The organism is Devosia riboflavina, assembly GCF_000743575.1.
GTDB classification, from domain to species: Bacteria; Pseudomonadota; Alphaproteobacteria; order Rhizobiales; family Devosiaceae; genus Devosia; species Devosia riboflavina.
Window position 1 is genome coordinate 59,418 of sequence record NZ_JQGC01000015.1, and the last position, 26,439, is coordinate 85,856.

A 26,439-nucleotide genomic window follows, 5' to 3' on the forward strand; every position below is an offset into this window, starting at 1 on the left:
CTGTTTCGGAGAAGATTTTTGGCCAAACGCGATTTTTACGAAGTGCTCGGCTGCCAGAAGGGCGCCGACGAGGCGACCCTGAAAAGCGCCTATCGCAAACTCGCCATGCAGTTCCACCCGGACCGCAATCCCGGCAATGCCGAGGCCGAGAACAAGTTCAAGGAAATCAACGAAGCCTACGATACGCTCAAGGACGGCCAGAAGCGCGCCGCCTATGACCGGTTCGGTCACGCCGCCTTCGAACAGGGTGGCGGGCGTGCCGGCGGTGGTTTCGGGCCGGAATTCACGTCGTCCATGTCCGATATTTTTGAGGACATTTTTGGTGACTTCATGGGCGGCGGTGGTCGTCGCGGTGGGGGTGGCGCCTCCAAGCTGCGCGGTTCGGACCTGCGCTATAATCTCGAAATTTCGCTCGAAGAGAGTTTTGAGGGCCGCACCGTCGAGATCGACGTGCCGACGCTGGTCGGCTGCGATACTTGCGAAGGGTCGGGCGCGAAGCCGGGCACCGGGACGCATACCTGCCGGCAGTGTAATGGCCATGGCAAGGTTCGTGCGGCGCAGGGGTTCTTCACCATCGAGCGCACTTGCCCCGTCTGCCAGGGTCGCGGCCAGATGATGGACCAGCCCTGCACCGATTGCGGTGGCCAGGGCCGTCGGCAGGAAAACCGCAAGCTCTCGGTAGACATTCCCAAAGGGATCGAGGACGGCACGCGCATTCGCCTTGCCAATGAGGGCGAGGCCGGGGTGCGGGGCGGCCCGCCGGGCGATCTCTACATCTTCATCTCGATCAAGCCGCATGATCTGTTCCAGCGCGATGGCGCCGATCTTTATGCGCGCGTGCCGATTTCGATGACCACGGCCGCTTTGGGCGGGGAATTCGAAGTGCCGACGCTTGATAGCGCGCGGGCCAAGGTGAAGGTGCCGACCGGCACGCAGCCGGGGCAGCGGGTGCGCCTCAAGGGCAAGGGCATGCCGGTGTTGCGGAGCAAGGATATCGGCGACCTCTATGTTCAGCTCGACATCGAGACGCCGCAGAACCTCTCCAAGCGCCAGCGTGAACTGCTGGAAGAGTTTGCCGAGCTCGAGACGAAGGATACCAGCCCGCAATCGGGCGGGTTCTTCGATAAGCTCAAGAAGATGTTTGAGGCTTGAGGCCGCAAAAATCGCCCCGGCGGGGCGATTTTAGGCCTCAAGGCCATGAGAGCTATGCTCGAATGGCACGAAGACTCCGGCTCAGAAGGACGGCACCTTTCGCCACGATGAAATCCCCGCGCGAGCGGGGATTTTTGTTTTTGAGTGAGGCTCCCAAAACCCTCATGGTGAGGTGCCTTTGCATGGCAAAGCCTCGAACCACGAGGGTGAGCGAGTGGAGGCTTTGTGCCACGCCCTCGCCCTTCAAGGCTACGCTTCGCTCCGCACCTCAGGATGAGGTCTACTGCGACCGCTGCGGCCGGTGCCTCACTCAGTCGGCATGCCGGACATGTCCATCCAGACATATTCCCAAACGTGGCCATCGATATCGGCGACGGCGCGCGAATACATGAAACCCATGTCCTGGGCGTCGCGCACTTCCTTGCCGCCGGCTTTCAAACCAGCTTCGGCGATCGCATCCACCGCTTCGCGGCTGTCACGCGAGAGGGCGTAGAGCGCCTGGGTTTCCTTCTTCGCATCCGAAATCGGCAGGCGGGCGAATTCCTTGAATTTTTCGTGGGTGAGGACCATCACGAAGATCGTGTCGGAGATGACGATGCAGGCGGCCGTCTCGTCGGTGAAATCGGGATTGTGATCAAAACCCAGCGCCTTGTAATAGGCCATGGAAGCGGCGAGATCGGCGATCGGCAGGTTGACGAAAATCATCGAGGGCATTTTTCGCTCCAATAGTTAGGCATTGTCTTAAGTAATGAGAGATTGCCTTGGCCGAGTCAATCCTCTTGCCTTCGACGGACGAGCCAAGCCATTTTCGACAGACGAGACTAAATTGGAGTCACCATGAAGACGGCGCTCACCCTTTCCGGTTCGATCCGCAAGGGATCTTACAATCGTGTCCTGCAGCAGCATATGGGCCGGGCCCTGACGAAGGCGGGCGTCGAGGTCACCGAGCTGGACCTTGGCGACTTCCCCATGCCGATCTTCAACGAGGATCTCGAGGTCGATTCGGTACCAGAGGCGGCGATAAAACTGGCCGAGATGTGGCGCAGCCATGACATCGTCTTCATCGCGACGCCAGAATATAATGGCGGGGTGTCGCCGCTGATCGTCAACACCATTACCTGGATCAGCCGGCAGAGGCCGAGCCCGTTCCGGCATGCCGTGTTCGGGATTGGTGGGGTCAGCTCGGGGAAATATGGGACGATTTGGAGTCTGAGCCATCTGCGGGATTCGCTCTCGAAGGTCGGGGCGCTGGTGGTGCCGACGCTCTTGGGCATCGGACCGGCGGAAGAATCGCTCGATGCGGAGGGTAATCCGGTGGAGCCGGCGATCGTCCGCAAGGTGGAACAGATGGTGCAGGAACTGACGCATTTTTCGCGAGGCTAGGCGATGAAGGCTCTCTATCTGACCCATCCGCAGGTGCGCATGGACCCGGCCGTGCCGGTGCCGCTCTGGAGGCTTTCCGAGGAGGGGCGGGAGAGAGCCGAAGCTTTTGCGGCTCGCCGGATTGTTCCGGCGGGCACTTTTGTGTTTTCGAGCCGGGAAACCAAGGCGCTGGAACTGGCCGAGATCGTCGCGGCGCAGGCGGGGACGCCGGTATTGGCCGATCACCTGATGGGCGAGAACGATCGTAGCGCTACGGGATTTTTGCCGCCGGCGCTGTTCGAGGAAACGGCGGACCGGTTTTTTGCCGAGCCGGAGGAGAGCATCGATGGCTGGGAAAAGGCGGCGGATGCGCAGCGCCGTATCGTCGAGACTGTCCTGGCCGCCCTAAGAAGCGTGCCGCCCGATACTTCGGTGATTTTTTGCGGGCATGGGGCGGTGGGGACGCTACTCAAATGCCATCTCGGCGGGCGAAAGATTGCGCGCAGCGAGGACCAGAGCCGGCATGGCCACCGCGGCGGCGGCAATGCCTTTGTGTTCGATTTGGCGGGGACGGAATTGCACACCGAATGGATGGCTATGGAAGACCTGCCAGACGAGTGGTGGCGCTAGGCCTTCTTTTCGCTGAGGGCAAAAAGGTCGAGCGCATCGGCGAGGGCTTCGGTGAGACGATCGAGACGGGCCGGGTCGGTTTCGAGCTGACGCAGGCGATTGGGGCCGGCGAGGGGGACGGCGCCCACCAGGTCGAGACCTTTTTGGGTGATGGCAACGAGGCGGGCGCGGCGATCGCGCGGGTCGGTGCGGACGATGCAGAGGTCGAGGCGGCGGAGTTCGTCGATGGATTGACCCAGGGTTGCCGCGTGCATGTCGAGGCCTTTTCTGAGGGCAGCAAGGGCCATATGGGGGCGTTCGGCCAGCGTGTGGAGCACGGCGAGCTGCAGCCCGGTAATGCCGTGGCGCTGTTTCAGCTCGAGATGGAAGGCGGCGATGGCGGAATCGAGCCGCATCCAGGCGACCAGGGTGGAAAGGGCCTGCTGCTGCATTTTGCTTTCGAGACAGAGATGAATCGGCTGTCTTATGGCGGCATAGGATTTTTCCCGCAAGGTGCTATGGCATCATAGGGTCGGTGATTTCGTCTTGCCCCGGGCTCGTCGATGTGCGACCCCAACCCAAATCAGCGACAGAAGGGATTTTGCCATGGCCGGCCATTTGATCGTGGGGCTCGACGTTTCGACGCGCGCCCGTGCCGAGGAGATCGTCACCGCGCTGGGCGACACCGTCGACTACTTTAAGATCGGCTATCAGTGCTTTTACGGCGCCGATGGCTTTGCACTCGGCAAGGATCTGATCGCGGCGGGCAAGAAGGTGTTCTTTGACCTCAAACTGCTCGACATCGACAACACGGTCGAAAAGGGCGTGGCGGCGATTGCCGCGACCGGCGCGGCGATGCTGACGGTGCACGCCTATCCCAAATGCATGAAGGCGGCAGCCAAGGCGGCGGAGGGGTCTGACCTTTGCGTGCTGGGCGTGACGGTGCTCACTTCCATGGACGATGCCGATGTGAAGGAAGCTGGCTATGAGCGCGATGCGGCGGGACTGGTGGCCCTCCGCGCACAGCAGGCCAAGGAAGTCGGGATCGGCGGCATTGTCGCTTCCTCGCATGAGGCGGAAATGGTGCGGACGATTTTGGGGCCGAAGATGGCGATCGTGACGCCGGGGATTCGTCCCGCGGGTGCGGCCTTGGGCGACCAGAAGCGGGTGATGACGCCGGCAGAGGCGCTGGCGGTGGGCGCGAGCCATCTGGTGGTGGCGCGGCCGATCGTCGAGGCGGCGGACCCGGCGGCAGCGGCGCGGGCGATTTTGGCCGAGATGGCTGGTTCCGGGACGAGGCTCGCCTGATGCGCTATTCAGCCTGCATTGAAATGCTGTTCGTGCCGGAAACGCCCGATCCGGTGGAGCGGGTGCGCCTTGCCAAGGCGGCGGGGTTCGAGGCGGTGGAGTTCTGGCTGTGGTCGAACAAGGACCCCGATGCGGTGGAGCGCGTGCTGGGTGAAACTGGCGTGAAGCTCGCCGGGATCGTGGCGGAGCCTTTTGCCGAGCTGACGCGCGAGGGGGATCATGACCGGTTTCTCGCCGGGCTCGAAAAGAGCCGGGATGTGGCGCTGCGGCTCGGGGCAGGCGTGCTCATTTGCCAGTCGGGGCCGTTGCTGCCGGGGATCGAGAGGGCGAAGCAGCATGAGGGGCTGGCGATTGCCATGCAGCGCTCGGCTGAGGTTTTGAAGGGATCTGGCGTGAAGCTGGGGCTGGAGCCGCTCAATGATCGCGTGGATCATCCGGGATATTATCTCACGAGCACGGTTGAGGCGCTCGATATCATGGATGCGGTCGATCGGCCGGAGATCGGAATCACCTATGATCTCTATCATTCCATGGTGATGGGCGAGGTGCCCGAAGAGGTGGTTGGGGATCGGGCAAGGCACATTGTGCATGTGCACGTGGCGGACCATCCCGGGCGCAATCAGCCGGGGAGTGGGGGGCTGGATTTGAAGCGGCCGCTCGGGTGGTTGCGGGGGCAGGGCTATGATGGATTTGTCGGGCTGGAGTTCCGGCCTACGGCTGGGACGGAGGCGGCGCTGATTCAGATGCGCAGTTCGCTCGGGTAAGCCCAGGGTCTTCCTTCTCCCCTTGCGGGAGAAGGTGCCCCGTAGGGGCGGATGAGGGGTATTCTTGCGGTGCCCTAACTCGCTCCTCTGCGGAGGACGGATACCCCTCACCCTGGATTTTTGCTGAACGCAAAAATCCGGTCCCTCTCCCTCAAGGGGCGAGGGAGGGCGCGGCGGGTGGGGTAGCTCTTAGCCCGCCAGACCATGCTGCTTGCTGAGATCCTCCAGATCCAGCAAAGGCCTTGCGCCAATGTGGGAAATCACTTCGGAGGCGGCCAGGCACCCGGTTTTGAGGGCCGATTCGAGATTTTGGCCGCGGGCCATGCCGAGGAGGAAGCCCGAGGCAAAAAGGTCGCCCGCGCCAGTGGCGTCTACGACTTTGTCGATGGGGAAGGCGGGAACCGAGACGACTTCGCCATTGTAGACCGCCATAGCACCCTCGGCGCCCATGGTGATGGCGGCGAGTTCGGCATCCTGAGCGATGGCGCGGACGGCGGTGCCGAGGTCGTCGGTTTCGTAGAGCGATTTCAGCTCGTGCACATTGGCAAAGACGTAATCGATCGTCTTGGAGCGGATCAGGTCCAGGAATTCGGCGCGGTAGCGGTCGACGCAGAAGGGGTCCGACAGCGTGAAGGCCGCGGCGCGCTCATGCTTGTGGGCATAGTGGGCGGCGAGGACGAAGGCCTTTTTGGCTTCCACCGGGTCCCACAAAAAACCTTCCATATAGGTGATGGCGGCGCCGCCGATTTCGTCGGGGCGGATATCGGCTTCGGTGAGCTGGTGGCAGGCGCCGAGATAGGTGTTCATGGTGCGCTCGGCCTCCGACAGGAAGATCATCGAGCGAGCGGTCAGCGCGCCGTTCTTGAGGCGCGAGGTGTTGTAGTAGACGCCGATGGCGTCGAGGTCGTTGGCAAAGACATCGCCGAGGGGATCATCGGCCACCTTGCCCACAAAGGCAGCGCGGCCACCGAGCGAGGCGACGCCCGCAGCGGTATTGGCGGCGGAGCCACCGGAAATCTGCTGCCGGGTGAGCGGCATTTTTGAATAAAGGTCTTCAGCCCGATCGGTATCGATCAGGTGCATGATCCCCTCCTTCATGCCTTCGCGCTCGATGAAGCCGGGTTCGACAGGGGCGATGATGTCGACAATGGCGTTACCGATCGTCAGCACGTCGAAGCGGGTCTGGGTCATGCGGGCAGTCCGGGGATCAAGGAAAATCGGGAGAGGGTTTAGCGCAGGCGGGGGACGGGGGCAATGTTTTGGGTTTTTTGGGGGATCGCCGGTGTCGTTGTTCTTGCCGTACCCCCACCCTTGATCCCTCCCCACAGGGGGGAGGGAGACGATAGAACCGCGGGGCCAAGGCAAGCGCCTCCCTCCCCTTGATGGGGAGGGAATGAGGGTGGGGTGGGGGCTAAGCACGCCGAACCCGCTACAGACTTCCGATAATCTCCGCGATCAGCGCTTCGGTATCTTCGCCGGCTCTCAGCGCGATTTGGCCATCGAGCAGCAGGATGGACAACCCGTGGACTTTCGCCCAGGCGGCGAGCGCCTTGATGCGGCCGGTCTGCATGTCGCCGCCGACGACATGGCGCAGGGTATCGAAGGCAGCGTCGGCTGCCATGCGTAGGCCGGGGCGGCCGTCTTTCTTGAGTTGGGGCGAGAACATCAGGCGGAAGAGATTGGCGTTGCTGAGGGCGAAAAGCACATAGGTCTTGCCCAGGGCGGCCATGGGATCGGGCGGATTGCTAGCGGCTACCGCTTCCATGGCAGCAGAAAAGCGCTGGAAGCCGGTGACGGCGAGCGCTTCGAGCAAGGCGGCGCGGGAATCGAAATGGCGATAGGGCGCGGCGGCCGAGACGCCAACGGCACGAGCGAGGTCGCGCAGGCCAAGGCCGACCTCGCCTTCCTTTTCCAGAATGATCAGCGCAGCTTCAAGCAAAGCCTGACGCAGATTGCCGTGATGATAGGGCGAATTGGCAGATGTTGACATTGTTTACATATAGGAACTAAAAGTAAGCACCGTTAACACCTGGGTGAGGACAGGGCAATGGATTGGAATTTGATATTGGCTTGCGCCCACCATCTGGCGGTCTTTTCGCTGGTGGGGATTTTTGCGGCGGAATTTGCGCTGATCAGGCCGGGGCTGGGTGGGGCACGGCTCGGGCAGTTGGCCCGCATTGATGGCGCCTATGGCGCAATGGCGACGGTGGTGATCGTCGTTGGCATCTTGCGGGTTTGGTTCGGGGGCGTCGATCCCTGGTACTATCTCGGCAATCACGCCTTTTGGGGGAAGATGGCACTGTTCCTAGTGATGGGGCTTCTTACCATCCAGCCCACCCTGGCCATAAGGCGCTGGGCAAAGGCCGGCGAGGGGATGGCTGATTATGTGGTGCCGGCAGGAGACATCGGGGCGAGCCGACGGTTCGTGCATCTGCAAGCAGGCGTGCTGCTGCTGATCCCGCTCTTCGCGGCGGCCATGGCGCGGGGCTATGGGAGTTGAGCTCCCACACCTAGTTCATCGTCATTGCCGGGCTTGCCCCGGCAATCCAGTTTTTGCGGAGGCATGGACCACCGGGACAAGCCCGGTGGTGACGATGGGGGAAGCGCGGAGTAGCACGCAGAGGTTCCCGCTTTCGCGAGTAAGCTTCTAAGCCGCTCTTGGCAGCGGCATTTTCGGCTCGAAAAGACACCATTCGCTGATCGGGCAGCGCCAGCATTCGGGTTTTCGCGCCTTGCAGATATAGCGGCCGTGGAGGATCAGCCAATGGTGGGCGTGGAGCATGAAACGCTCGGGGATCTGCTTTTGCAGCGCCAGTTCCACCGCCAACGGGGTTTTTCCTGGGGCGAGGCCCGTGCGGTTGCCGACGCGGAACAGATGGGTGTCGACGGCAATGGTCGGCTGCTTGAACCAGATGTTTAAGACCACGTTGGCCGTTTTGCGGCCGACGCCGGGCAGGGCTTCGAGGGCTTCGCGATTGTCGGGGACTTCGCCGCCGTGCTGGTCGAGGAGAATCTGGGAGAGGGCAAAGACGTTCTTGGCCTTGCCGCGATAAAGGCCGATGGTTTTGACCAATTCGGTAATCTGCTCAACGCCCAAGGCGACCATGGCGGCGGGCGAGGGGGCGAGCTCGAAGAGACGTTTCGTTGCCTTGTTGACGCCGGCATCGGTCGCCTGGGCGGAGAGGACCACCGCTACAAGCAGAGTATAGGCGTTGATATAGTCGAGTTCGCCCTTGGGCTCGGGCTCGATCTGATGAAAGCGCTCGAAAATTGCCTCGGCCTGGGCGCGGTTCAGTTTTTTCACTTTTTTAGGACTTGGCATTCTCTCGACCCCGAATCTCTGCCAATATTTCAGGGCGAGTCCATCATGCCAATGCAAACCAGCACAACGACCAGTCCCCTGTTTTCGGCCACCCTGCGGCCGGACAGATCGCTGCGCGCCGCCGGTGGCTGGATCGGCCTTGCCGTGGCAGGGCTTCTGGGCCTGCCCTTCCTTGTTGCCGTGCCGGAATTTCTGCTGCCCGGCATTTTGGGTTTTGCCATTGCCGCGGGCGGGCTCCTCGCCTTTTCGCTGCGGCAGGCGCGGCGCGCGCGGTTGACCGAACAGATTACCGTCTGGCCCGGCCAGATCGAAGTGGTCACTGCGGGTCGGGGCGGGGACAGGCAGATGCGCCGGTTCGACCCCAAGAAGGTGCGGCTGGTGTTGGATCGGGACGAGAATGAACGCACGACCGCCATGTATCTCAGCCATGGCAATGAGCGCATCGAGATCGGCGCCTTTCTGGCGATCAATGACAAGTCGAGTTTTGCGCGCGCTTTTGGTCAGGCCATGCGCAAGGCGCGCCAAGGCTAGACGCGTCAAAACCGGGTCGCGAACCGCTATCTTCCCGGACTAAAAAGGGCAAAAGCTCAATTGAAAGATACGGCCATGAACCAGCTTGCCCATATCGCCCCGGCCAGCGACTACGACACCATTCGCGCGGCCATTCGCTATCTCAGCGAGAACGGTCCGGATGCGACCGATCTCGGCAAGTTTTCGCGGGCCCTCGGGCTGACAGAGCGGCAATTGACCGATCTCTTTCGGCGCTGGTGCGGGCTCAGTCCAAAAAGTTTCGCGCAGGCGGTGGCGCTCGACCATGCAAAGTCGCTGCTGCGCGACAAGGCCAGCGTCTTGGACACGACCTATGAGGTGGGGCTGTCTTCCACGTCGCGGCTGCACGATCTCTTCGTGACTTATGAAGCCATGCCGCCCGGGGTGTTTCGCGCCGGGGGTGAGGGGATCGACATGTTCTGGGGCGTGGCGCCATCGCCCTTCGGGCTCGCCGTAGTGACGGCCACGGAATATGGCATGTCGGGGCTGGGCTTTGCCGATGCAGATATGACCGTGGAAGAGGCGTTTGCCGATCTTGCCAATCGCTGGCCCAAGGCGCGGTTTACGCGGGACGATGCTCGGATTGCGCCCATGGTGGCGCAGGTTTTTGAACCTGGCCGTTGGTCGCCGGATCGCCCGGTACGGGTGGTTCTTATCGGCACGGATTTTGAGGTGAAGGTCTGGGAGACGCTGCTCAAGATTCCGTGCGGGAAGGCAGTCACATATTCGAGTGTCGCCAACCATATCGGGCGGCCGACGGCGTCGCGGGCCGTGGGCGCGGCGGTCGGCAAAAATCCAATCAGCTTTGTGGTGCCATGCCACCGGGTGGTGGGAACATCGGGCGCACTGACCGGCTATCACTGGGGCGTGCCGCGCAAGCGGGCTATTCTCGGCTGGGAGGCCGGGGTGGTTTCGGCGGCGCACTAAAGAAAAACGCGGCCCGAGGGCCGCGTTTCACGTGAATCCTACAGTCAGAAATCAGAGCTTCAACCGCTCGACCAGCTTTCCATCCGGGCCGATCTTGTAGACCGTCGGTTCACCCGTGGCGATTTCGCGGGCGAGGATTTCGTCTGGCGTAAGACCTTCGATGGCCATCACAAGGGCGCGGAGCGAGTTGCCGTGGGCGGCGATGAGAACCGTCTTGCCGGCTTTGAGCTGGGGCAGGATTTCGGCTTCGTAATAGGGCAGGGTACGGGCCGCGGTGTCCTTGAGGCTCTCGCCGCCCGGAGGGGGTACGTCGAAGGAGCGGCGCCAGATAAGAACCTGCTCTTCGCCCCATTTTGCGCGCGCGTCGTCCTTGTTGAGGCCGGAGAGATCGCCGTAGTCGCGCTCGTTGAGCGCCACGTTGCGGGTGATCGTCACATTGAGGATGCCCATCTCTTCGAGGATGAGATCGAGCGTGTGCTGGGCGCGGCGCAGGGCCGAGGTGTAGAAGAGGTCGGGCGCGAATTTTTGTGCCTTGAGCGCCTTGCCCGTCGCGCGGGCTTCGCCTTCACCCTGCTCGGTGAGGTTGGGATTGCGCCAACCGGTGAAGAGATTTTTCAGGTTCCATTCGCTCTGGCCATGACGGACCAGGATCAGTGTGCCGGACATTTTTTCAATCCCAAGTTAGTCGTTGAGGCCGAGGACGTCGGCCATGGAATAGAGACCTGCGGGCTGGTGGGTGGCCCAGAGGGCGGCGCGGACGGCGCCGTTGGCGTAGATGGTGCGGTCTTGTGCGCGGTGGTTCAACTCGATGCGCTCGGAGGGGCCGGCGAGAATGACCATGTGGTCGCCGATGACATTGCCACCGCGCAGGGTGGCAAAACCGATGGTGCCGAACTCGCGCGGACCGGTGTGGCCGTCACGGACCCTAACTGAATGGTCCTTGAGCGAAATATTGCGGCCCTTGGCGGCGGCATCCCCCAGCATCAGGGCCGTGCCCGAGGGAGCGTCGACCTTGAGGTTGTGGTGCATTTCCAGAACTTCGACGTCGTAGTCGGGCAAGGCTGCAGCGGCCTTTTCGACGAGGACGGCGAGGGCGACCATGCCGGGGGAGAAGTTGCCGGATTTTACGATGCGCGCGCCGGCGGCACCGGCAGCGGCGATTTCAGCATCGTCGGCTTCAGAGCACCCGGTGGTGCCGATGAGGTGGACGAGGCCCCTGGTCGCAGCCAGCTTGGCCAGCGCCACGCTGGAAGCGGGAGCCGTGAAATCGATGATGACGTCGGCTTGATCGAGGAGGGATGAGATATCGTCGGTGATGGTGACGCCGAGTGCCTCAATGCCGGCGAGAATGCCGGCATCCTTGCCCAGAGAGGATGCACCGGGGCGATCTACTGCGCCGACGAGTTTGAGACCATGGCTCGCAGCAACTGCCCTGATATTGGCAGATCCCATGCGGCCGCCGGCGCCGGCGACAATGGTTCTGAGCTCGGTCATGCCTCGTCTCCAAATATAGTCGCCAACGCCTATATCAGTGCCATGGCCAGCCGCCAACTCCATGCGGCGATTGGATGAATGCTTCGCAATCGACACAATTGGCGGGAGACTCTAGGCTGGCGCAAAGCGAACACATGGACCCGCAATGACCATCACCAATGCGCTGGCCAGCATTGCCGTCGACAGTCTCTCCGAATCCCTCGTCTGGTATGAGTATCTGTTCGGCCGCAAAGCCGATGCGCGACCCATGGCCGACGTTGCCGAATGGAAGCTGCCGGGGGGTGGCTGGGTGCATGTGGCGACCGACGCCGACCGGGCCGGCGCGAGCGTTCTTACTCTTATTGTCGACGATATCGCGGATGAGCTGGGGCGGCTCGAAATGTTTGGCATCAAACCGGTGGCCAAGGCGATCGGCCATTTCTTCAGCACCGCGAAGCTCCGCGATCCCGATGGGAATTTGATCGTCCTGAGCCAGCCGCAGCCGGGGACGTATTAGGTAAACACGTACTCGATGCAGCGCCTCCCCCTTGACGGGGGAGGGTGGGAGGGGGTCGGGAGCCGCGATGTCATGGGGTGTGATCACCCCTCCCCAACCCTCCCCGTCAAGGGGAGGGTGCTGGCCGGTGATTGGGACGAGAGTTCGTCAAACCCGTCGCAGGCTCACATTCTCGATCAGGTGGTTTTTGCCCTTTTTCAGGATCAAGTCGGCGCGGCCGCGCGTGGGCAAGACGTTGTCGACGAGGTTGCGGAGGTTAATCGAGCGCCAGACCTGACGACCAAAAGTGCCGGCTTCCTCTTCGCTCATTTCGGCGAAGCGGCGGAAGAAGGAGGTGGGGTCCTTGAAGGCGGTTTCGCGCAGGCGGAAGAAGCGCTGCATGAACCAGGCTTCGAGATCGTCATTGTCGGCGTCGATGTAAACGGAAAAATCGAGGAAGTCGGAGGCGAAAATGATGGGCTTGCCGGTTTTCGGCAGTTCACCGGCCTGCAGGATGTTGAGACCTTCGACGATGAGAATGTCGGGGCGATCGACAGTGATTTCAGTGTCGGCAACGACGTCATAGACGAGGTGGGAATAGACCGGCGCCTTCACAGCCGCCTTGCCCGATTTGATATCGGCGAGGAAATTGACGAAGCGGGCGCGATCGTAGCTTTCCGGAAAACCCTTGCGTTCCATCAGGCCTTTTTCGGCGAGGACCGCATTGGGGTACAAGAAGCCATCGGTGGTAACGAGGTCGACGCGGGGGCTATTGGGCCAGCGCGAGAGTAGGGCTTGGAGGATACGGGCAGTGGTCGATTTTCCCACTGCGACTGAGCCGGCGACGCCGATGATGAAAGGCACCTTGTGGCCATGCGGGGTTTGCAGGAACCGCGACTGGACGTTGTGGAGGCCCTGGATAGCCTCGACATAATAGGAGAGGAGGCGCGACAGCGGCAGGTAGACCTCTTCGGCTTCTTCCAATGAGATCGGATCGGTGAGGCCGCGCAGGCGATCGATATCGCCCTGGTCGAGCGTCATCGGCTGGCCATCGCGCAGCTTGCTCCATTCGGCCTTGGTAAAATTGTGATAGGGGTCGAGCGCGGGGGAGCGAGGCGCCATTACTGCTTTTCCGATCGGGAGGCTTTTTCGGCGAGGCCGGACTGGGCCGTCCGCGCATCGAGCTCGGCCATGACGTCGGCGAGCGGAACGTTCGCGGCCTTCAGGACGACGAGGAGGTGGTAGAGGACGTCGGCCGACTCTTTCACCAGCTCTGCCCTGTCGCCGGTGACGGCGGCAATGACGGCTTCGGTGGCTTCCTCGCCCAGCTTCTGCGCCGTCTTGTTCATGCCGCGCGAAATCAGTTTGGCGGTGTAGCTTTCCTCGGGCGAGGCGGCAGCGCGGAGAGCGATGCGGGCTTCGAGTTCTTCAAGGGTCATGGGCAGGGTTTCTCCACGCTGTGACGCCACAGCTCCACCTCGATGTCACTCCCGCGAAAGCGGGAACCTCTGTTTACTTTGAGAGAGCCCAAACAGGGGTTCCCGCTTTCGCGGGAATGACCCTGTGATGGAATTTTGATTAAGAGCAATCCCTACTCAAGCCGCAGCCGCATCCATGCGCATGGCAATGCCGTGCTCGAGCATATAGCGCTTGGCTTCGGGAATCGTAAAAGTGCCGAAGTGGAAGATGGAGGCGGCAAGGACCGCGCTGGCGTGACCTTCGGTGACGCCATCGACGAGGTCCTGCAGCTTGCCGACACCGCCCGAGGCGATGACGGGGACTTCCACTTCATCAGCGATCATGCGGGTCAGTTTCAGATCGAAACCGGATTTTGTGCCGTCGCGATCCATGGAGGTCACAAGCAGTTCGCCGGCACCGCGCTCGACCATTTTGGCGGCGAATTCGACCGCGTCGATGCCGGTGGGGCGACGGCCACCATGGGTGTAGATTTCCCATTCGGATCGGTTGTCGCCGCCGACTTTTGCGTCGAGCCGTTGCTTGGCATCGACCGAAACGACGATGCACTGATTGCCGAATTTATCCGCCGCGCGCGCGATGAAGTCGGGATCGTTCACCGCGGCGGAATTGATCGCCACCTTGTCGGCACCGGCGAGGAGAAGCTTGCGGATATCTTCGATGGAGCGGACGCCGCCACCGACGGTTACGGGCATAAAACAGTGTTCGGCCGTGCGGGCGACGACGTCGAAAATCGTGTCGCGGCCTTCGTGGCTGGCGGTGATGTCGAGGAAGGTCAACTCGTCGGCGCCGGCCGCGTCATAGGCCATGGCAGCCTGGACGGGATCACCGGCATCGATGAGATCGACGAAGTTGACGCCCTTTACGACGCGGCCACCGGCGACATCGAGGCAGGGAATGATTCTAGTTTTCAGGGTCATGAGCGTTTGCCCTTCTGCATCTGCCCCCAGGCGATGCGGTGAATGATGAGCGTGGCGAGCCAGACGAAGAACGCGGCACCGCCAAGCGGCAATGTGGCTATGGCAAACCAGCCGAGCACGAAGAGGGTGTAGATGGTCGGGCCGAGATCATTGCCGCCGACCACGCAGGTATTGATGCTGCCCTCATTGAGCGCGCAGCCATTGCTTTCGGCAATAAAGCTGGCAGCCAGCACCGAGAGCACCGGCGCAAAAGCGAAGAGCGCGATGACGACGAGAAAGAGCCAATAGGCCCACCATGCAAATCTGGCAGGCCGCTCTTCGCTCACGCCACGGCCCTCAGCTTTGCCAGTGCTTCACGTGAATCAATCCGACCATCATAAAGCGCGCGGCCGGAAATAGCGCCTTCGAGCACCTGATATTCGGGGCGCGTCATGCGCTCGATATCGTCCATCGAGGCGAGGCCGCCGGAGGCGATGACCGGAATGGGCGTGGAGCGGGCGAGCTCAAGGGTGGAATCCCAGTTGATGCCGGTCAAGATGCCATCGCGGTCGATGTCGGTATAGATGATGGCCGCGACGCCGGCGCCTTCAAAGCGCTTGGCGAGTTCCACGATGGAAAGCTCGGAGGTTTCCGCCCAGCCTTCCACCGCCACCATGCCGCCCTTGGCATCGGTGCCGACGGCGACCTGGCCGGGCCATTTTTTGGCGGCTTCCTTCACCAGTTCCGGATTTCTGACAGCGACCGTGCCAAGGATGACGCGGGCGAGGCCCTTGTCGAGCCATGCTTCGATATGGTCGAGCGTGCGAATGCCGCCGCCGAGCTGGACGGGGAATTTTACCGTCTTCAGGATTTGCTCGACTGCAGCGCCGTTGACGCTCTCGCCGGCAAAGGCGCCGTTGAGGTCGACGACGTGCAGATATTCAAAGCCCTGGTCTTCGAATGACTTTGCCTGCGCTGCCGGGTCGTCGTTGAAGACGGTGGCCTGGTTCATGTCGCCAAGTTTCAGGCGCACGCACTGACCGTCCTTGAGGTCGATGGCTGGAAAGAGGATCACGGCGTCCACCCCAAGAAGTTTTCGATCAGTTTAAGGCCGAGGGCCTGGCTCTTTTCCGGGTGGAACTGCGTCCCGAAAATATTGTCGCGACCGACGCAGGCGGTCACCGTGCCACCGTAATCGGTGGTGGCGAGGAGATGCGCCGGGTCTTCGGTGAGGAAGTGATAGGAGTGCACGAAATAGGCGTGCAGCCCATTGGGGCCATCCGGAATGCCGGCGAGGAGGGCATGGGGTTTTACGACCGAGATGGTGTTCCAGCCCATATGCGGAATCTTCAGGTTCGGATCGGACGGCTTGATCTTTTCGACGGCGCCGGGGATCCAGCCAAGGCCCTCTGTGATGACCTTTTCGCGGCCCTCGCTGGCGAGGAGTTGCATGCCGACGCAGACGCCGAGGAAGGGCGTGGTACCGCGGATGACGCGTTCTTCGAGAACTGCCGTCATGCCGGCGACGGCGTCGAGGCCGGCTTTGCAATCGGCGAAGGCGCCGACGCCGGGCAGCATGATGCGGTCGGCGCGACGGACGACTTCGGGGTCGGCGGTGACGATGATTTCGGGGCTGTTTGCCAGCGAGGCGGCGACGCGCTCGAAGGCGTTGGCGGCGGAGCGGAGATTGCCCGCGCCATAGTCGATAATGGCAACAGTGCTCATGGACGAGATTCCATAACGGCAAGACGGGCGAGGTCGGCATCGGCAGCGAAGCGGTGGCCCGCGGAGACAAGGCCACGACGTTTCAGTGCACGACGCTCGGCGCCCGGCGCGGCAAAGCCGCAGGCGATAGCGAGGAGAATGTAGAGCCAGAGGCTCGCATCGGGCCCGAGATAGCGCGCGCCAAAAACCAGCGCGACGAGGCCGACGACGAAAAGGCCCAAGAGATCCCAATGTCGATAGATGAGCGCATGGACGGGCGGCAACAGGGCCGAAAACCAGGAAAAGCGCTCGGAGACGGCCACGGGCAGGGCGGTCGGGTCATCGACAGATCGATAAAGGGCGAAAAGGGTCACGGGGAACTCCCAGGACGGAATGAGGTCCACTTAGTGCAAAATGCACGATGGGGGAAGGGCGAGGGCACCCCAAGAGACCTCATGGTGAGCTTGTCGAACCACGGGGTCGAGCGAGTGGAGTTTTGGTGCCACGCCCTCGTGGTTCGAGGCTTTGCTCGCGCAAAGCACCTCACCATGAGGGCTACTTTTGAGCTTACAGCGTGCCCTTGGTGCTGGGGACGCGGTCGGCCTGGCGGGGGTCGATTTCGAGCGCATCGCGGAGAGCCCGGGCCACGGCCTTGAACATCGACTCGGCCAGATGATGGTTGTTGTCGAAGTAGAAGTTTTCAATGTGCAGCGTGATGCCGGCATTGATGGCGAAGGCTTGAAAAAACTCGCGGAACAGTTCGGTGTCGATATCGCCGATCTTGTCGCGGTTGAACTCGGCCTTGAAGACGAGGAAGGGCCGGCCCGAAACGTCGAGCGCCGCGCGGGTCAGCGTGCCGTCCATGGGCAGGTCGCATGAGGCATAGCGGCGGATGCCCTTCTTGTCGCCAATCGCCTGGCTGATGGCCTGGCCGAGGGCAATGCCGACATCTTCCACCGTGTGGTGGAAATCGATGTGCAGGTCGCCCTTGCAGGAAACGTCCATGTCGATGAGCGAATGGCGCGAGAGCTGGTCGAGCATGTGATCGAAGAAGCCGACGCCGGTCGCCATTTTATGCGCGCCGGTGCCGTCGAGATTGATCGAGACGGAGATCTCGGTCTCGTTGGTCTTGCGGGCGATGGTGGCGGTGCGCATGGCGTGTCTCCAAAACTGCGGCTCCACTAGCAGATATGCGCAAAGGCATAAAGATGGCGTTGCTGCCGGCTTGCGGTCCATGGGCGGCGGGCGCAGTCTGCCGCCGGGGTTGGAGGGACAATTATGCAAATCATCGAGCAGAACGAATGGGCCACGGCGCCGGGCCTTTGGAACGGCATTTGGGAAGGCGGCACCCATGGCGCGCCGATCACCGTGATCTTTCACAGCAGCGAGGGTTTTGGGCACGGCCCGAAACTCCATACCCATCCCTATTCGGAGACCTTCATCATCGAGGTGGGCCGCGCGCTTTTCGTCATTGGCGAGGAAGAGTTCGAGGCCGAGGCGGGCCAGATCCTCGTCTGCCCGGCCGGGGTGCCGCACAAATATACCAATCTCGGCCCGGGCCTGCTCAAGGCGGTGAATATTCACGCCAATGGCACAAGCGTGATCGACTGGCTGGAATAGGCGGCGTGGCGAGGCCGGGGCTGTGTTGCAATCCGGCTTGCCGCGCCTAAATAGGACTCAACAGTTCGGAGTACCTCCCCAAATGAGTGATAGTGCATTTCCCGGGTGGCACGGGACGACGATCGTTTCCGTGCGCAAGGGCAACAAGGTCGTGGTCGCCGGCGATGGCCAGGTTTCCATGGGCCAGACGGTGATGAAGCATACGGCGAAGAAAGTGCGCCGCCTGGCCGGCGGCAAGGTGATCGGCGGCTTTGCCGGTTCGACCGCCGACGCCTTTACCCTCTTCGAGCGGCTCGAAGGCAAGCTGGAACAGTATCCTGATCAGCTCATGCGCGCCGCCGTCGAATTGGCCAAGGACTGGCGGACCGACCGCTACCTCCGCAAGCTCGAAGCCATGATGATCGTAGCCGACAAGACCGATACGCTGGTTCTTACCGGCACGGGCGACGTTCTTACGCCCGACCATGGCGTGATCGCCATCGGCTCGGGCGGCAATTATGCGCATTCGGCGGCTTTGGCCTTGCATCAGGCAACCGATCTCGATGCCGAAGATATCGCCCGCCGCGCCATGAAGATCGCAGAAGAAATCTGCGTCTACACCAACGGCAACGTAACCCTCGAAACCATCGAGCTCTAACCGTGACCTTTTCCATCCGGCAACTCGGCGTGAAAGATGTGGCGGCCTATCGGGCCATAAGGCACGAGGCGCTGGCCAATCATCCCGAGGCCTTTGTGTCTTCGGCGGAGAATTTTGCGCTGCGGACCGATGCCGACATCAGGCAGATGCTGGAAACCCTGACGGTTTTTGGTGCCGAAATGCCGGATGGCTCCATTGGCGGCATCAATGCCTTCATGCGCAATGATGCCGCCAAGGAGAGGCACCGGGGCTGGATGATCCAGGTCTATGTGCAGCCAAAACATCGCGGCAGCGGCATGTCGAAGGCCCTTTGCGAACATCTGATCGAGCACGCCCGGGACAAAGTCATCCAGGTCCATCTCGGGGTCTGGGCCGAGAACGAGCCGGCGATCCGCCTCTACCAAAAGCTGGGCTTTGAGACCTATGGGACAGAGCCCCGCTACCTCTATGTGAACGGTCGATATATCGACGAACACCTGATGGTGCGCTTCCTCGACAAGGCACCAGGAGCAACAGAATGACAGAAACCAATTTTTCGCCGCGCGAAATCGTCTCGGAGCTGGACCGCAATATTGTCGGCCAGCACGACGCCAAGCGCGCCGTGGCCGTGGCGCTGCGCAATCGCTGGCGCCGGCAGCAGCTTTCCCCCGAGCTGCGCCGCGAAGTGACGCCGAAGAATATTTTGATGATCGGGCCAACCGGTGTCGGCAAGACCGAGATTTCGCGGCGCCTGGCCCGCCTGGCGCAGGCGCCGTTCGTGAAGGTGGAAGCCACCAAATTCACCGAAGTCGGCTATGTCGGGCGGGATGTCGAACAGATCGTAAGGGATCTCGTTGAAGCCGGAATCACCGTGTTGCGCGACAAGCGCCGGCGCGATGTGCAGGCACAGGCGCATCACAATGCCGAAGAGCGCGTGCTCGACGCATTGGTTGGCACTTCGGCGACGCCGTCGACGCGCGACTCGTTCCGCAACAAGCTCAGGAACAACGAACTCGACGACAAGGACATCGAGATCGAGATGCAGCCGGCCCCGAATACGGGCGGGTTCGAAATTCCCGGCATGCCCAATGGCGGCATCGGCATGATCAACCTCTCCGACATGTTCAAGTCGGCCATGGGCGGTCGCGGGGTGAAGCGCAAGGTCAAGGTAAAGGACGCTTATGAGCCGCTGATCGCCGAAGAGGCCGACAAGCTGCTCGACCAGGAACAGCTCAAGACCGAAGCCATCGAGCTCGTGGAAAACCACGGCATCGTCTTCATCGACGAAATCGACAAGGTTGCGGCCCGCGAGGGTGGCGTTTCCGGTGGTCCCTCGCGAGAGGGCGTGCAGCGGGACCTGCTTCCTCTGATCGAGGGCACGACGGTGTCGACGAAATATGGGCCGGTGAAGACGGACCATATTCTGTTCATTGCTTCGGGCGCGTTCCATGTGAGCAAGCCCAGCGACCTCCTGCCGGAATTGCAGGGTCGCCTGCCGATCCGGGTGGAACTGAAGGCGCTGACGCGCGAAGACTTCATTCGCATCCTCAACGACACCGAGGCGAGCCTGGTTCGCCAGTACGTAGCGCTGATGGGCACCGAGGGGGTGACGCTGACTTTTACCGCCGATGCCATCGAGGCGATTGCCGACGCGGCGGTGAAGGTCAATGAGAGCGTAGAAAATATCGGCGCGCGGCGGTTGCAGACGGTGATGGAGCGGCTGGTCGAAGAGATTTCCTTCGATGCGCCTGACAAGGCCGGGCAGACGGTGGCCATCGATGCCGCCTTTGTCCGCGAAAAGGTGGGGGTTCTCGCCAAGGATACCGACCTCAGCAAGTTCGTGCTCTAGGGCTCGATTGCCGTGAGGTAAAACTCCCGCGAAAGCGGGGGTTTTCTTTTACGCGTCCAAACAGAGATTCCCGCTTTCGGGGGAATGGTGGCGGTCACTGTTCTACCTTCTCCCCTTGCGGGAGAAGGTGCCCGAAGGGCGGATGAGGGGTATTCTTGCGGTGGTATCACTCGCCCCTCTGCGGAGGATGGATACCCCTCACCCTGACCAATTTGCTGAACGCAAAGTTGGTCTGTCCCTCTCCCTCAAGGGGCGAGGGGAGGGGCAGTGGCCTACCGCTTCTTTGTGGCCCGCTTCACCAGTTCATCCCGCAAAAATTTGAGGTCTTCCGGCTCCAGCCGTTCGATATTGTCGCGCAAGCGATTGGTGAACTCGGTGGCTTCGGGGGCAAGGCCGCCAGTGTCGATGGTCACTTTCGGGTCCGACAGTTCGGCGAGCCGTTGCAGCTCTTCGGCTTCGTCCCAGATGACATTGAAATAGGCGATGATGCGGTGGAGCAAAAAACTCGTCGGCGTGCCGCGGCGGCCGTGTTCGAGGGCTGAGAGATAGGCGCTCGACACATTCAACGCGGCGGCCATTTCCTTGAGCGAAATGCCGCGGGCCTCGCGCAACGCCCGAAATTTTGCGCCAAGCGGGGTCATGGACGGCGCAGGCGCACATACCAGGCGCCCTCCCCACCATGGCCGCGCGCCGCAAGGCTCCAGCCGGAAATCATGTGCGACAGGCCCGGCTCGGACAGCCAGATGGGCAGCATGGTGCGCAAAATGCCGCGCTCGGTCATGGCGGCGATATAGTCGTTTTCGGTCTTGGCACCCTTGCCGGTGATGACCAGCAGGGTGCGGTCACCGCGGGCGGCGCGGGCACCGATGAAGCGGCGCAGGGTTTCGCGGGCCTCGGTCTGGGTCATGCCATGAAGATCGATGGTGCCGTCGATGTCGATACGGCCGCGACGGACCTTTTTGTGGATCGCCGGATCGACGTTCTTTTCCACCACCTGTACCGGCTGGGTCGGCGCCTGATAGGGCGGCAGGAACGGCTTTTTGGGTTTGCCCATCTTGGGCGGCGCCTTGATGGCGGGGGCCGGCTCAGGCTCGGGGATGGGCAGCGTGCCGTGGCCGAGTTTTAACAGGCCCTTGCGGCGCAGGGGTTCGACCGTGGCGGACACGGTCGTCCACAGGTGGAAATCGTGCGGCAGGCGCTTGGGGTCGCGCTTTGACATGGAAGGGCCTGCCGCAAAAAACTTTAGTCGAGCTGGCTCGTGGTGATGACCTTCCAATTGGGGTCACGCGATTTGGGATTGCGCGCAAAGGTCCATTCGTCAGCAATGGTCTGTACCTGGTCGGCATTGCCTTCCACCAGGTTGCCGTCCTTGTCGCGGATGGCCGAGACGACTTCGGCGTGGAAGTCGACCGTCACCAGCACGTTCTTCTTGTCGTATTCGGCCGAGACGATGGCGATCTTGGGGAGGCCCACAAAGGTAAAATCGTTCTTCTGGCCGGCGGCCTCGCGCTCGGTGATGGCGCGGGCAAAGCTGTCGTAGACGTCCTTGTCGAGGAGGTTTTTGAGCGTCTGGCGATCACCTTCGGCAAAGCCGGTGACGATCATCTCGTAAGCTTGCTTGGCGCCTTCGAGGAAGGATTTTGGCGTAAAGGTCGGGTCGACTTCGGCTACGGCGCGGAGACCAGCGGCGAGATCGGCATTGCCCGCGGCAGCCTGATCGATTTCGGCTTCCAGCTTGCGGGTGCGGCGCTCGTCGTCGAGATTGGGCCCGTCGGTCGGGCGCGGCCGGATCGGCACGACGGTTTCGTCTGCATTGGCGGCCTTTTTCTCGGTCGGGGTCGAGCGCGAGCGATCGACAGGCGGGCGTTCATTGCCCGTCCGCGTTCCCAGGACCGAGCGGAGGCGGAACAGCACGAAAACCGCAACCACGATGGCGATGAGAGTGGGCAGATCGAGAAAATCGTCCATGAATCGGTGCACCTGAGAAGTTGGGCGCTCGCGGAGCGCTTTTCGTTTCCTATATATAGGGAAAGCTTTAGCTCAAAACCAGTTCACTCAAGGTAGCGCGATTTGCCGCGCCCTTCACAAACAAAGGATGACCCGGGTGATCCGCTTCATTCCCCTTTTCGTTCTCGCGCTGCCGCTGATCGAAATCGCGCTGTTCATCGTGGTCGGCCGCGCCATTGGCGTATTGCCGACGCTGGGCCTCGTCATCGCCGCCATCATCATCGGCGGCTTCGTGCTGCGCCAGCAGGGGCTCGGCGTGCTCAACCGCATGCGCACCAATATGCAGACCGGCACGCTGCCGGGGCAGACGCTGTTCGACGGCATGCTGCTGGCCGTCGCCGCAGTGCTGTTGATCATTCCCGGCTTTCTCGGCGATTTCGTCGGCATCCTGCTGCTGCTGCCGCCGGTGCGTGCCTGGCTCTACAAGACCCTGACGCGAAATATGACCGTGGTTGAAACGACGACCAGCTATCGCCGCTCTTCCCCATCCGAGCCGACGCCGACCCATCTTAACGGACCGGGAACCATCGATCTCGATGACGACGATTGGCAGCGCAAATAGCGTTGCAAAAGGCCTCTTTGCTTGTTCACCTCCGGCAAAGATGGTAGCCACCGGCAAGACCGTTCCAATCGGAATTTTTTAGAGGGACCAAAGATGGCCGACGAAAACCAGGGCGCCGCAGCGCCGGAACCCGGCACCGCACCCAGCATGAACCTGGTGGGCCAGTATGTGCGCGACCTTTCCTTCGAGAACCCCGGCGCACCCGGCTCGATCATGGCCGGTGGCGGCAATCCGGCCTTCAACGTTTCGATTTCGGTCGGCGTCAAGAAGCAGTCCGACGAACTCTATGCGGTCGAATTGAACCTCAAGGCCAAGGCCAATCGCGAAGAGACGCTGCTGTTCAACGTGGAACTGGTCTATGGCGGCGTCTTCCGTCTGAAAAACATTCCAGAAGCCCAGCTCAGCGGCCTGCTCATGGTTGAATGCCCGCGCCTGATCTTCCCGTTTGCCCGCCAGGTCCTCGCCAATGTTACCCAGCAGGGCGGTTTCCCGCCGCTGATGATGGAGCCGGTCGATTTCATGGCCATCTACCGCCAGAACCTTGCGGCCCTCGCTGCCAAGCAGCAGGAAGGCGGCGCCGCTGCCGCCCCGGCCACCGACCTGCCCAACTGATCCTTTTGGATTTTTTCAGTTTGAAGAACCCCGGCGAGAGCTGGGGTTTTTTGTTTTTTTGCCAGATATCAAGGCCGTCGTCATTGCCGGGCTTGTCCCGGCAATCCATCTCGCCTCCGCATGGACCACCGGGACAAGCCCGGTGGTGACGATAGGGGGGAGAATTGAGATGGGAAGGCCGCTATTCCGCCGCCGCGACCTCGGCATATTGTGCCCAGATCGCGCTTTCGCCCATTTTGCCGACAAACGCTTCGTGGGCTGCAGCTTCCGAAGCCGTAACGCGCGAGGGCAGGGGAATGGGGCGGGGCAGAGCCGCGACGCGCGTCGCAAGAGCGTCGCTGCCGTCGCTTTCGACTTCGGCCATCAGCGCCAGGCTCACCTGCTTGCCGCCGATCAGCTCGAGATAGACTTCGGCAAGGATCTCGCTGTCGAGGAGCGCGCCGTGCAGCGTGCGGCGGGAATTGTCGATGCCGTAATGCTTGCAGAGCGCGTCGAGGCTGACGCGGGCGCCCGGGTGCTTCTTGCGGGCGAGCATGACGGTATCGATGACTTCGTTGTCGAGGATGGGCAGGCCAGCCCAGCCCAGCTCGGCATTCAAAAAGCCCATATCGAAGGGGGCGTTATGGATGATGAGCCGCGCATCGTGGATGAAGTTTCGAAACTCCACCGCCTTGTCCTTGAACAGGGGCTTGTCGGACAAAAATTCCTCGCTCAGCCCGTGTACGCGAAAAGCCTCTTCGGGCATGGAGCGTTGCGGGTTGAGGTAAATGTGAAAATGCTCACCCGAAGGAATATGATTGATCAGCTCGACGCAGCCGATTTCGACCAGGCGATCGCCTTCGGCATGGGAAAGGCCCGTGGTTTCGGTATCGAGCACGATTTCCCGGATCATATTTTTGGTCCCTTTGCCTTGAGGTCGGCGATCAAAGCCGCGACCTGGGCGTCGATTTCCTCGCGCGGGCGCTCGGTATCGAAGAGATAGGTGGCCCGCTTCTTCTTTTCATCCTGCGGCATCTGCCGGGCAAGCAGGGTATCGCGCTTTTCCACGGTCATGCCCGGCCGCGCCATGATGCGTTCATTCTGGATTTTCGGGTCGACGAAGGTCACGGCAATGGCATCGAAGCCGTAATCATAACCGCTCTCGAAGAGGAGCGGGACTTCCACGGCTGCGGCGACGTAACCTGCAGCCTCGGCGCCATCCATGAACGCGGCAATCTTCTGCCGGACCAGCGGATGGACCACGGCTTCCAGCTTCGTGAAATTTTGCGGCGCGGCGGCAAGGCGCCGGGCCAATTCCTGCCGATCTATTTTTTGGTCTTTTGTGACCCCGGGAAAGAGCGCTTCGACCGGAGCGACGGCTTCGCCCTCATAGAGCGCGGCGACGGCCGCATCGGCCGAAAATGTCGGGACACCGACCTTTTCGAAGGCGGCGAGCAGAGTCGATTTGCCGGTTGCGATCGATCCCGTGACCCCGATCCGCCACATGGTCAATGACCCAATGTCGCTTCGATACGGGCGCGCAGCGCCGGCGTCACCTGCGGCCGCACGCCGAACCAATCGGCAAAACCAGGCACGGCTTGATGAAGCAGCATGCCAAGGCCGTCGACGATTTTTAGGCCATGGGCCTGGGCATCGGCGAGGAGGGGGGTAATGAGCGGGGTATAGACGATGTCTGTGACGAGGCTGCCCTTGGGGAGGAGGCTCATGTCGAGCCAATCGAAGCGGCTGCCATGCATGCCGATAGAGCTGGTATTGACGACAATGCCGACCTTTGGCGCGAGTTCTGCAAAGGCTTCAAAGCCATGCGCCTCGAAGGGACCCTCGATCTCCTCGACCAGCGTTTCGGCATTGGCAAGGGTGCGATTGAGCACATGCACCCGGCCGAAATTGCGCTCGCGCAGAGCAACGAGAATGGCGCGGGCTGCCCCGCCGGCGCCGATCACCAATGCATCGCGCGGACCATCGGACCAGCCGGGCGCCGCGGCATCGAGATTGCCGAGAAAACCGAGATAGTCGGTATTGTAGCCGTGCACTTTTCCATCGCGAACAACGAGCGTGTTCACGGCGCCGATGGTTTTGGCGAGATCATCGACACTGTCGCAGAGCGCAAACACCGCTTCCTTGTGCGGGATAGTGACATTGCCGCCGGCAAATTCGCCTGAACGGAGCCGCTCGAAAAAGGCCGGGAGTTCGGCCGGCGCCACATCCACCGCTTCATAAGAGCCGTCAATGCCATGCTCGGCAAGCCAGGTGCCGTGAATGAGCGGCGAGCGCGAATGGGCGATGGGATGGCCGATGACGAAAGCTTTGGTGGTCACGTTCAAGCCCTGATGGAAAGAAGCTCCGGAGCGATATCGCGCAGTGCGCCGATCAGCGGCAAGAGCGGCAGGCCCAGAATAGTGAAATAATCGCCCGTGATCGTCTCGAAGAGGCGGATGGACGGGCCTTCGAGGCGATAGCCGCCAACGGCGGTCAGGGCCGCATCGCCCTCGAGATCGAGCACCAGGTCGCGTTCTTCCGGCTCGAACGGGCGCATGGTCAATTCGGCGGTTTCGATATCGGACCAGAGCAATTCGCCATTGCGCACCAGGGCAACCGCAGCATGGAGGCGATGGGTCTTGCCGGCGAGGTGATCGAGCTGGCGCGCCGCGTCTTCCCGCGAAGAAGGCTTGTGGAGCAATTCCGTGCCGAGAGCCAAAGTTTGATCGGCACCGATCACATAGGCGTTGGGATGGAGTTTTGAGACCGCTTCGGCCTTGGCCCTGGCCAAGAGTCCCGCGAGATCCCGGCCATCGGCACCGGCCTCCAAAGCCTCTATTTCAAGAGCCCGTTCATCGACAGACGCGGGAACCACGGAGAAGGAAAAAGAAGCCTTTTCCATCAAGGATTTGCGCGTCGGACTTGCGGAGGCGAGGATCAGCATGGGGAGAAGTTTTTCCACACTGTCATCCCCAGCTCAAGGCCGAATTGGGGGAAAGACTCGTAACTTTCCGAAGGGCCGAAACTTGTTCGACCTATTCGATAAAAAGTTAACAATTCCTTTCCGAGATTTTCGGAAGGGGGCTGGGGGAATCTATGGGGATAAGCGGAAACGGCGGGAGCGGCTTTTCACACCCCTCATCCACAGGCGTT

Annotated in this window: 37 protein-coding genes; 15 read left to right on the forward strand and 22 right to left on the reverse strand. The window is 61.7% G+C overall.

Annotation, left to right across the window (positions count from 1 at the left end):
- The first annotated feature begins 18 nt into the window (after positions 1 to 18).
- The gene (gene dnaJ, locus JP75_RS15555) at positions 19 to 1,152 is read left to right on the forward strand and encodes a molecular chaperone DnaJ (RefSeq protein ID WP_035084667.1); all 1,134 of its coding nucleotides are present in this window, start codon (positions 19 to 21) and stop codon (positions 1,150 to 1,152) included.
- A gap of 306 nt (positions 1,153 to 1,458) precedes the next feature.
- Here the strand turns inward: dnaJ and JP75_RS15560 are convergent, their stop codons facing one another.
- Positions 1,459 to 1,866 (reverse strand): VOC family protein, encoded by a 408-nt coding sequence (locus JP75_RS15560; protein WP_035084670.1) that lies wholly within the window; start codon positions 1,864 to 1,866, stop codon positions 1,459 to 1,461.
- A gap of 123 nt (positions 1,867 to 1,989) precedes the next feature.
- Here JP75_RS15560 and JP75_RS25405 point away from each other — a divergent pair, with 123 nt between their 5' ends.
- Positions 1,990 to 2,535 carry an NADPH-dependent FMN reductase gene (locus JP75_RS25405; RefSeq protein ID WP_051960769.1) on the forward strand — a complete coding sequence of 182 codons (546 nt, stop codon included), beginning with the start codon at positions 1,990 to 1,992 and terminating at the stop codon, positions 2,533 to 2,535.
- 3 nt (positions 2,536 to 2,538) lie between these two features.
- Positions 2,539 to 3,144, forward strand: coding sequence for a histidine phosphatase family protein (locus JP75_RS15570; protein ID WP_035084673.1), 606 nt, complete (start codon positions 2,539 to 2,541; stop codon positions 3,142 to 3,144).
- Here JP75_RS15570 and JP75_RS15575 read toward each other — a convergent pair.
- Positions 3,141 to 3,575 (reverse strand): MarR family winged helix-turn-helix transcriptional regulator, encoded by a 435-nt coding sequence (locus JP75_RS15575; protein WP_051960770.1) that lies wholly within the window; start codon positions 3,573 to 3,575, stop codon positions 3,141 to 3,143. The two genes, JP75_RS15570 and JP75_RS15575, sit on opposite strands and share 4 nt — an antisense overlap.
- A 154-nt stretch (positions 3,576 to 3,729) precedes the next feature.
- Between JP75_RS15575 and pyrF the strand changes: the two genes are divergently transcribed.
- Together pyrF and JP75_RS15585 are read left to right on the forward strand one after the other, a co-directional pair.
- Positions 3,730 to 4,431 (forward strand): orotidine-5'-phosphate decarboxylase, encoded by a 702-nt coding sequence (gene pyrF, locus JP75_RS15580; protein ID WP_035084675.1) that lies wholly within the window; start codon positions 3,730 to 3,732, stop codon positions 4,429 to 4,431.
- On the forward strand, positions 4,428 to 5,195 hold the full coding sequence (locus tag JP75_RS15585) for a TIM barrel protein (RefSeq protein WP_035084678.1): 768 nt from the start codon (positions 4,428 to 4,430) through the stop codon (positions 5,193 to 5,195). The genes pyrF and JP75_RS15585 overlap by 4 nt, the downstream gene beginning before the upstream one ends.
- Before the next feature lie 189 nt (positions 5,196 to 5,384).
- Here JP75_RS15585 and JP75_RS15590 read toward each other — a convergent pair whose 3' ends face one another.
- Together JP75_RS15590 and JP75_RS15595 are read right to left on the reverse strand one after the other, a co-directional pair.
- The gene (locus JP75_RS15590; protein ID WP_035084681.1) at positions 5,385 to 6,386 is read right to left on the reverse strand and encodes an adenosine kinase; all 1,002 of its coding nucleotides are present in this window, start codon (positions 6,384 to 6,386) and stop codon (positions 5,385 to 5,387) included.
- 238 nt (positions 6,387 to 6,624) lie between these two features.
- Positions 6,625 to 7,185 carry a TetR/AcrR family transcriptional regulator gene (locus tag JP75_RS15595; protein ID WP_035084684.1) on the reverse strand — a complete coding sequence of 187 codons (561 nt, stop codon included), beginning with the start codon at positions 7,183 to 7,185 and terminating at the stop codon, positions 6,625 to 6,627.
- 57 nt (positions 7,186 to 7,242) lie between these two features.
- On the opposite strand from JP75_RS15595, the gene JP75_RS15600 reads away from it, so the two are divergent.
- Positions 7,243 to 7,695: a DUF2214 family protein gene (locus JP75_RS15600; protein WP_035084687.1), complete on the forward strand. Its 453-nt coding sequence runs from the start codon at positions 7,243 to 7,245 to the stop codon at positions 7,693 to 7,695.
- Positions 7,696 to 7,842: 147 nt separating this feature from the next.
- On the opposite strand, the gene nth is transcribed toward JP75_RS15600, so the two are convergent.
- Positions 7,843 to 8,517: an endonuclease III gene (nth, locus tag JP75_RS15605; RefSeq protein ID WP_035084689.1), complete on the reverse strand. Its 675-nt coding sequence runs from the start codon at positions 8,515 to 8,517 to the stop codon at positions 7,843 to 7,845.
- A gap of 45 nt (positions 8,518 to 8,562) precedes the next feature.
- Here nth and JP75_RS15610 point away from each other — a divergent pair, with 45 nt between their 5' ends.
- Positions 8,563 to 9,048, forward strand: coding sequence for a DUF2244 domain-containing protein (locus tag JP75_RS15610; protein ID WP_160194701.1), 486 nt, complete (start codon positions 8,563 to 8,565; stop codon positions 9,046 to 9,048).
- Positions 9,049 to 9,123: 75 nt separating this feature from the next.
- The gene (locus tag JP75_RS15615; RefSeq protein WP_035084694.1) at positions 9,124 to 9,993 is read left to right on the forward strand and encodes a methylated-DNA--[protein]-cysteine S-methyltransferase; all 870 of its coding nucleotides are present in this window, start codon (positions 9,124 to 9,126) and stop codon (positions 9,991 to 9,993) included.
- Between the two features lie 51 nt (positions 9,994 to 10,044).
- Here JP75_RS15615 and JP75_RS15620 read toward each other — a convergent pair whose 3' ends face one another.
- Both JP75_RS15620 and dapB read right to left on the reverse strand, forming a co-directional pair.
- Positions 10,045 to 10,659, reverse strand: coding sequence for a 2,3-bisphosphoglycerate-dependent phosphoglycerate mutase (locus JP75_RS15620; RefSeq protein WP_035084696.1), 615 nt, complete (start codon positions 10,657 to 10,659; stop codon positions 10,045 to 10,047).
- Between the two features lie 15 nt (positions 10,660 to 10,674).
- Positions 10,675 to 11,487, reverse strand: a complete 813-nt coding sequence (gene dapB, locus JP75_RS15625) for a 4-hydroxy-tetrahydrodipicolinate reductase (RefSeq protein WP_035084698.1) — start codon at positions 11,485 to 11,487, stop codon at positions 10,675 to 10,677.
- A 145-nt stretch (positions 11,488 to 11,632) separates the two neighbouring features.
- Here dapB and JP75_RS15630 point away from each other — a divergent pair, with 145 nt between their 5' ends.
- Positions 11,633 to 11,983, forward strand: a complete 351-nt coding sequence (locus JP75_RS15630) for a VOC family protein (protein ID WP_035084701.1) — start codon at positions 11,633 to 11,635, stop codon at positions 11,981 to 11,983.
- A 147-nt stretch (positions 11,984 to 12,130) separates the two neighbouring features.
- Here the strand turns inward: JP75_RS15630 and coaA are convergent, their stop codons facing one another.
- The 8 genes from coaA to hisB all read right to left on the reverse strand — a co-directional run bounded on the left by coaA (position 12,131) and on the right by hisB (position 17,196).
- On the reverse strand, positions 12,131 to 13,084 hold the full coding sequence (coaA, locus tag JP75_RS15635; protein WP_051960771.1) for a type I pantothenate kinase: 954 nt from the start codon (positions 13,082 to 13,084) through the stop codon (positions 12,131 to 12,133).
- On the reverse strand, positions 13,084 to 13,401 hold the full coding sequence (locus JP75_RS15640; RefSeq protein ID WP_035084707.1) for a phosphoribosyl-ATP diphosphatase: 318 nt from the start codon (positions 13,399 to 13,401) through the stop codon (positions 13,084 to 13,086). The genes coaA and JP75_RS15640 overlap by 1 nt, the downstream gene beginning before the upstream one ends.
- Positions 13,402 to 13,557: 156 nt before the next feature.
- Entirely contained in the window at positions 13,558 to 14,358 is an 801-nt protein-coding gene (gene hisF / locus JP75_RS15645) for an imidazole glycerol phosphate synthase subunit HisF (RefSeq protein WP_035084710.1), read from the reverse strand.
- Positions 14,355 to 14,684 (reverse strand): hypothetical protein, encoded by a 330-nt coding sequence (locus tag JP75_RS15650; protein WP_051960772.1) that lies wholly within the window; start codon positions 14,682 to 14,684, stop codon positions 14,355 to 14,357. The genes hisF and JP75_RS15650 overlap by 4 nt, the downstream gene beginning before the upstream one ends.
- Positions 14,681 to 15,412 carry a 1-(5-phosphoribosyl)-5-[(5-phosphoribosylamino)methylideneamino]imidazole-4-carboxamide isomerase gene (gene hisA / locus JP75_RS15655; RefSeq protein ID WP_035085114.1) on the reverse strand — a complete coding sequence of 244 codons (732 nt, stop codon included), beginning with the start codon at positions 15,410 to 15,412 and terminating at the stop codon, positions 14,681 to 14,683. The genes JP75_RS15650 and hisA overlap by 4 nt, the downstream gene beginning before the upstream one ends.
- Positions 15,409 to 16,062 (reverse strand): imidazole glycerol phosphate synthase subunit HisH, encoded by a 654-nt coding sequence (gene hisH / locus JP75_RS15660; RefSeq protein WP_035084712.1) that lies wholly within the window; start codon positions 16,060 to 16,062, stop codon positions 15,409 to 15,411. Before hisH ends, hisA begins: the two co-directional genes overlap by 4 nt.
- Positions 16,059 to 16,415, reverse strand: coding sequence for a hypothetical protein (locus JP75_RS15665; RefSeq protein ID WP_035084716.1), 357 nt, complete (start codon positions 16,413 to 16,415; stop codon positions 16,059 to 16,061). Before JP75_RS15665 ends, hisH begins: the two co-directional genes overlap by 4 nt.
- Positions 16,416 to 16,608: 193 nt before the next feature.
- The gene (hisB, locus tag JP75_RS15670; RefSeq protein WP_035084719.1) at positions 16,609 to 17,196 is read right to left on the reverse strand and encodes an imidazoleglycerol-phosphate dehydratase HisB; all 588 of its coding nucleotides are present in this window, start codon (positions 17,194 to 17,196) and stop codon (positions 16,609 to 16,611) included.
- Positions 17,197 to 17,319: 123 nt separating this feature from the next.
- On the opposite strand from hisB, the gene JP75_RS15675 reads away from it, so the two are divergent.
- From JP75_RS15675 to hslU, 4 genes are all read left to right on the forward strand, one after another.
- Positions 17,320 to 17,661: a cupin domain-containing protein gene (locus tag JP75_RS15675; protein ID WP_035084722.1), complete on the forward strand. Its 342-nt coding sequence runs from the start codon at positions 17,320 to 17,322 to the stop codon at positions 17,659 to 17,661.
- 82 nt (positions 17,662 to 17,743) lie between these two features.
- Positions 17,744 to 18,298: an ATP-dependent protease subunit HslV gene (hslV, locus tag JP75_RS15680; protein WP_035084725.1), complete on the forward strand. Its 555-nt coding sequence runs from the start codon at positions 17,744 to 17,746 to the stop codon at positions 18,296 to 18,298.
- Positions 18,299 to 18,300: 2 nt separating this feature from the next.
- Positions 18,301 to 18,819: a GNAT family N-acetyltransferase gene (locus JP75_RS15685; protein WP_035084728.1), complete on the forward strand. Its 519-nt coding sequence runs from the start codon at positions 18,301 to 18,303 to the stop codon at positions 18,817 to 18,819.
- A complete protein-coding gene (gene hslU, locus JP75_RS15690; RefSeq protein ID WP_035084732.1) occupies positions 18,816 to 20,126 on the forward strand; it encodes an ATP-dependent protease ATPase subunit HslU in 1,311 nt (436 codons plus the stop codon). The genes JP75_RS15685 and hslU overlap by 4 nt, the downstream gene beginning before the upstream one ends.
- A gap of 272 nt (positions 20,127 to 20,398) precedes the next feature.
- On the opposite strand, the gene JP75_RS15695 is transcribed toward hslU, so the two are convergent.
- The 3 genes from JP75_RS15695 to JP75_RS15705 are packed head-to-tail and all read right to left on the reverse strand — an operon-like array spanning position 20,399 to position 22,094.
- Positions 20,399 to 20,767 (reverse strand): helix-turn-helix domain-containing protein, encoded by a 369-nt coding sequence (locus JP75_RS15695; protein ID WP_035084735.1) that lies wholly within the window; start codon positions 20,765 to 20,767, stop codon positions 20,399 to 20,401.
- Positions 20,764 to 21,345: a Smr/MutS family protein gene (locus JP75_RS15700; RefSeq protein WP_035084738.1), complete on the reverse strand. Its 582-nt coding sequence runs from the start codon at positions 21,343 to 21,345 to the stop codon at positions 20,764 to 20,766. The genes JP75_RS15695 and JP75_RS15700 overlap by 4 nt, the downstream gene beginning before the upstream one ends.
- Positions 21,346 to 21,368: 23 nt before the next feature.
- Entirely contained in the window at positions 21,369 to 22,094 is a 726-nt protein-coding gene (locus tag JP75_RS15705) for a Tim44/TimA family putative adaptor protein (protein ID WP_035085115.1), read from the reverse strand.
- Positions 22,095 to 22,230: 136 nt separating this feature from the next.
- On the opposite strand from JP75_RS15705, the gene JP75_RS15710 reads away from it, so the two are divergent.
- Positions 22,231 to 22,695: an FxsA family protein gene (locus JP75_RS15710; RefSeq protein WP_244446327.1), complete on the forward strand. Its 465-nt coding sequence runs from the start codon at positions 22,231 to 22,233 to the stop codon at positions 22,693 to 22,695.
- Between the two features lie 93 nt (positions 22,696 to 22,788).
- Positions 22,789 to 23,307 (forward strand): protein-export chaperone SecB, encoded by a 519-nt coding sequence (gene secB / locus JP75_RS15715; RefSeq protein ID WP_035084741.1) that lies wholly within the window; start codon positions 22,789 to 22,791, stop codon positions 23,305 to 23,307.
- Positions 23,308 to 23,488: 181 nt separating this feature from the next.
- Here secB and dnaQ read toward each other — a convergent pair whose 3' ends face one another.
- Genes dnaQ through JP75_RS15735 form a run of 4 tightly spaced genes read right to left on the reverse strand, consistent with a single transcriptional unit; the run spans position 23,489 to position 26,230 of the window.
- Positions 23,489 to 24,196, reverse strand: coding sequence for a DNA polymerase III subunit epsilon (gene dnaQ, locus JP75_RS15720; protein WP_035085119.1), 708 nt, complete (start codon positions 24,194 to 24,196; stop codon positions 23,489 to 23,491).
- Positions 24,196 to 24,792, reverse strand: coding sequence for a dephospho-CoA kinase (gene coaE, locus JP75_RS15725; protein ID WP_035084743.1), 597 nt, complete (start codon positions 24,790 to 24,792; stop codon positions 24,196 to 24,198). The genes dnaQ and coaE overlap by 1 nt, the downstream gene beginning before the upstream one ends.
- 2 nt (positions 24,793 to 24,794) lie before the next feature.
- Entirely contained in the window at positions 24,795 to 25,625 is an 831-nt protein-coding gene (locus JP75_RS15730; protein ID WP_084587718.1) for a shikimate dehydrogenase, read from the reverse strand.
- Positions 25,626 to 25,627: 2 nt separating this feature from the next.
- Positions 25,628 to 26,230, reverse strand: a complete 603-nt coding sequence (locus JP75_RS15735) for a Maf family protein (RefSeq protein ID WP_035084750.1) — start codon at positions 26,228 to 26,230, stop codon at positions 25,628 to 25,630.
- Between the last annotated feature and the right edge of the window lie 209 nt (positions 26,231 to 26,439).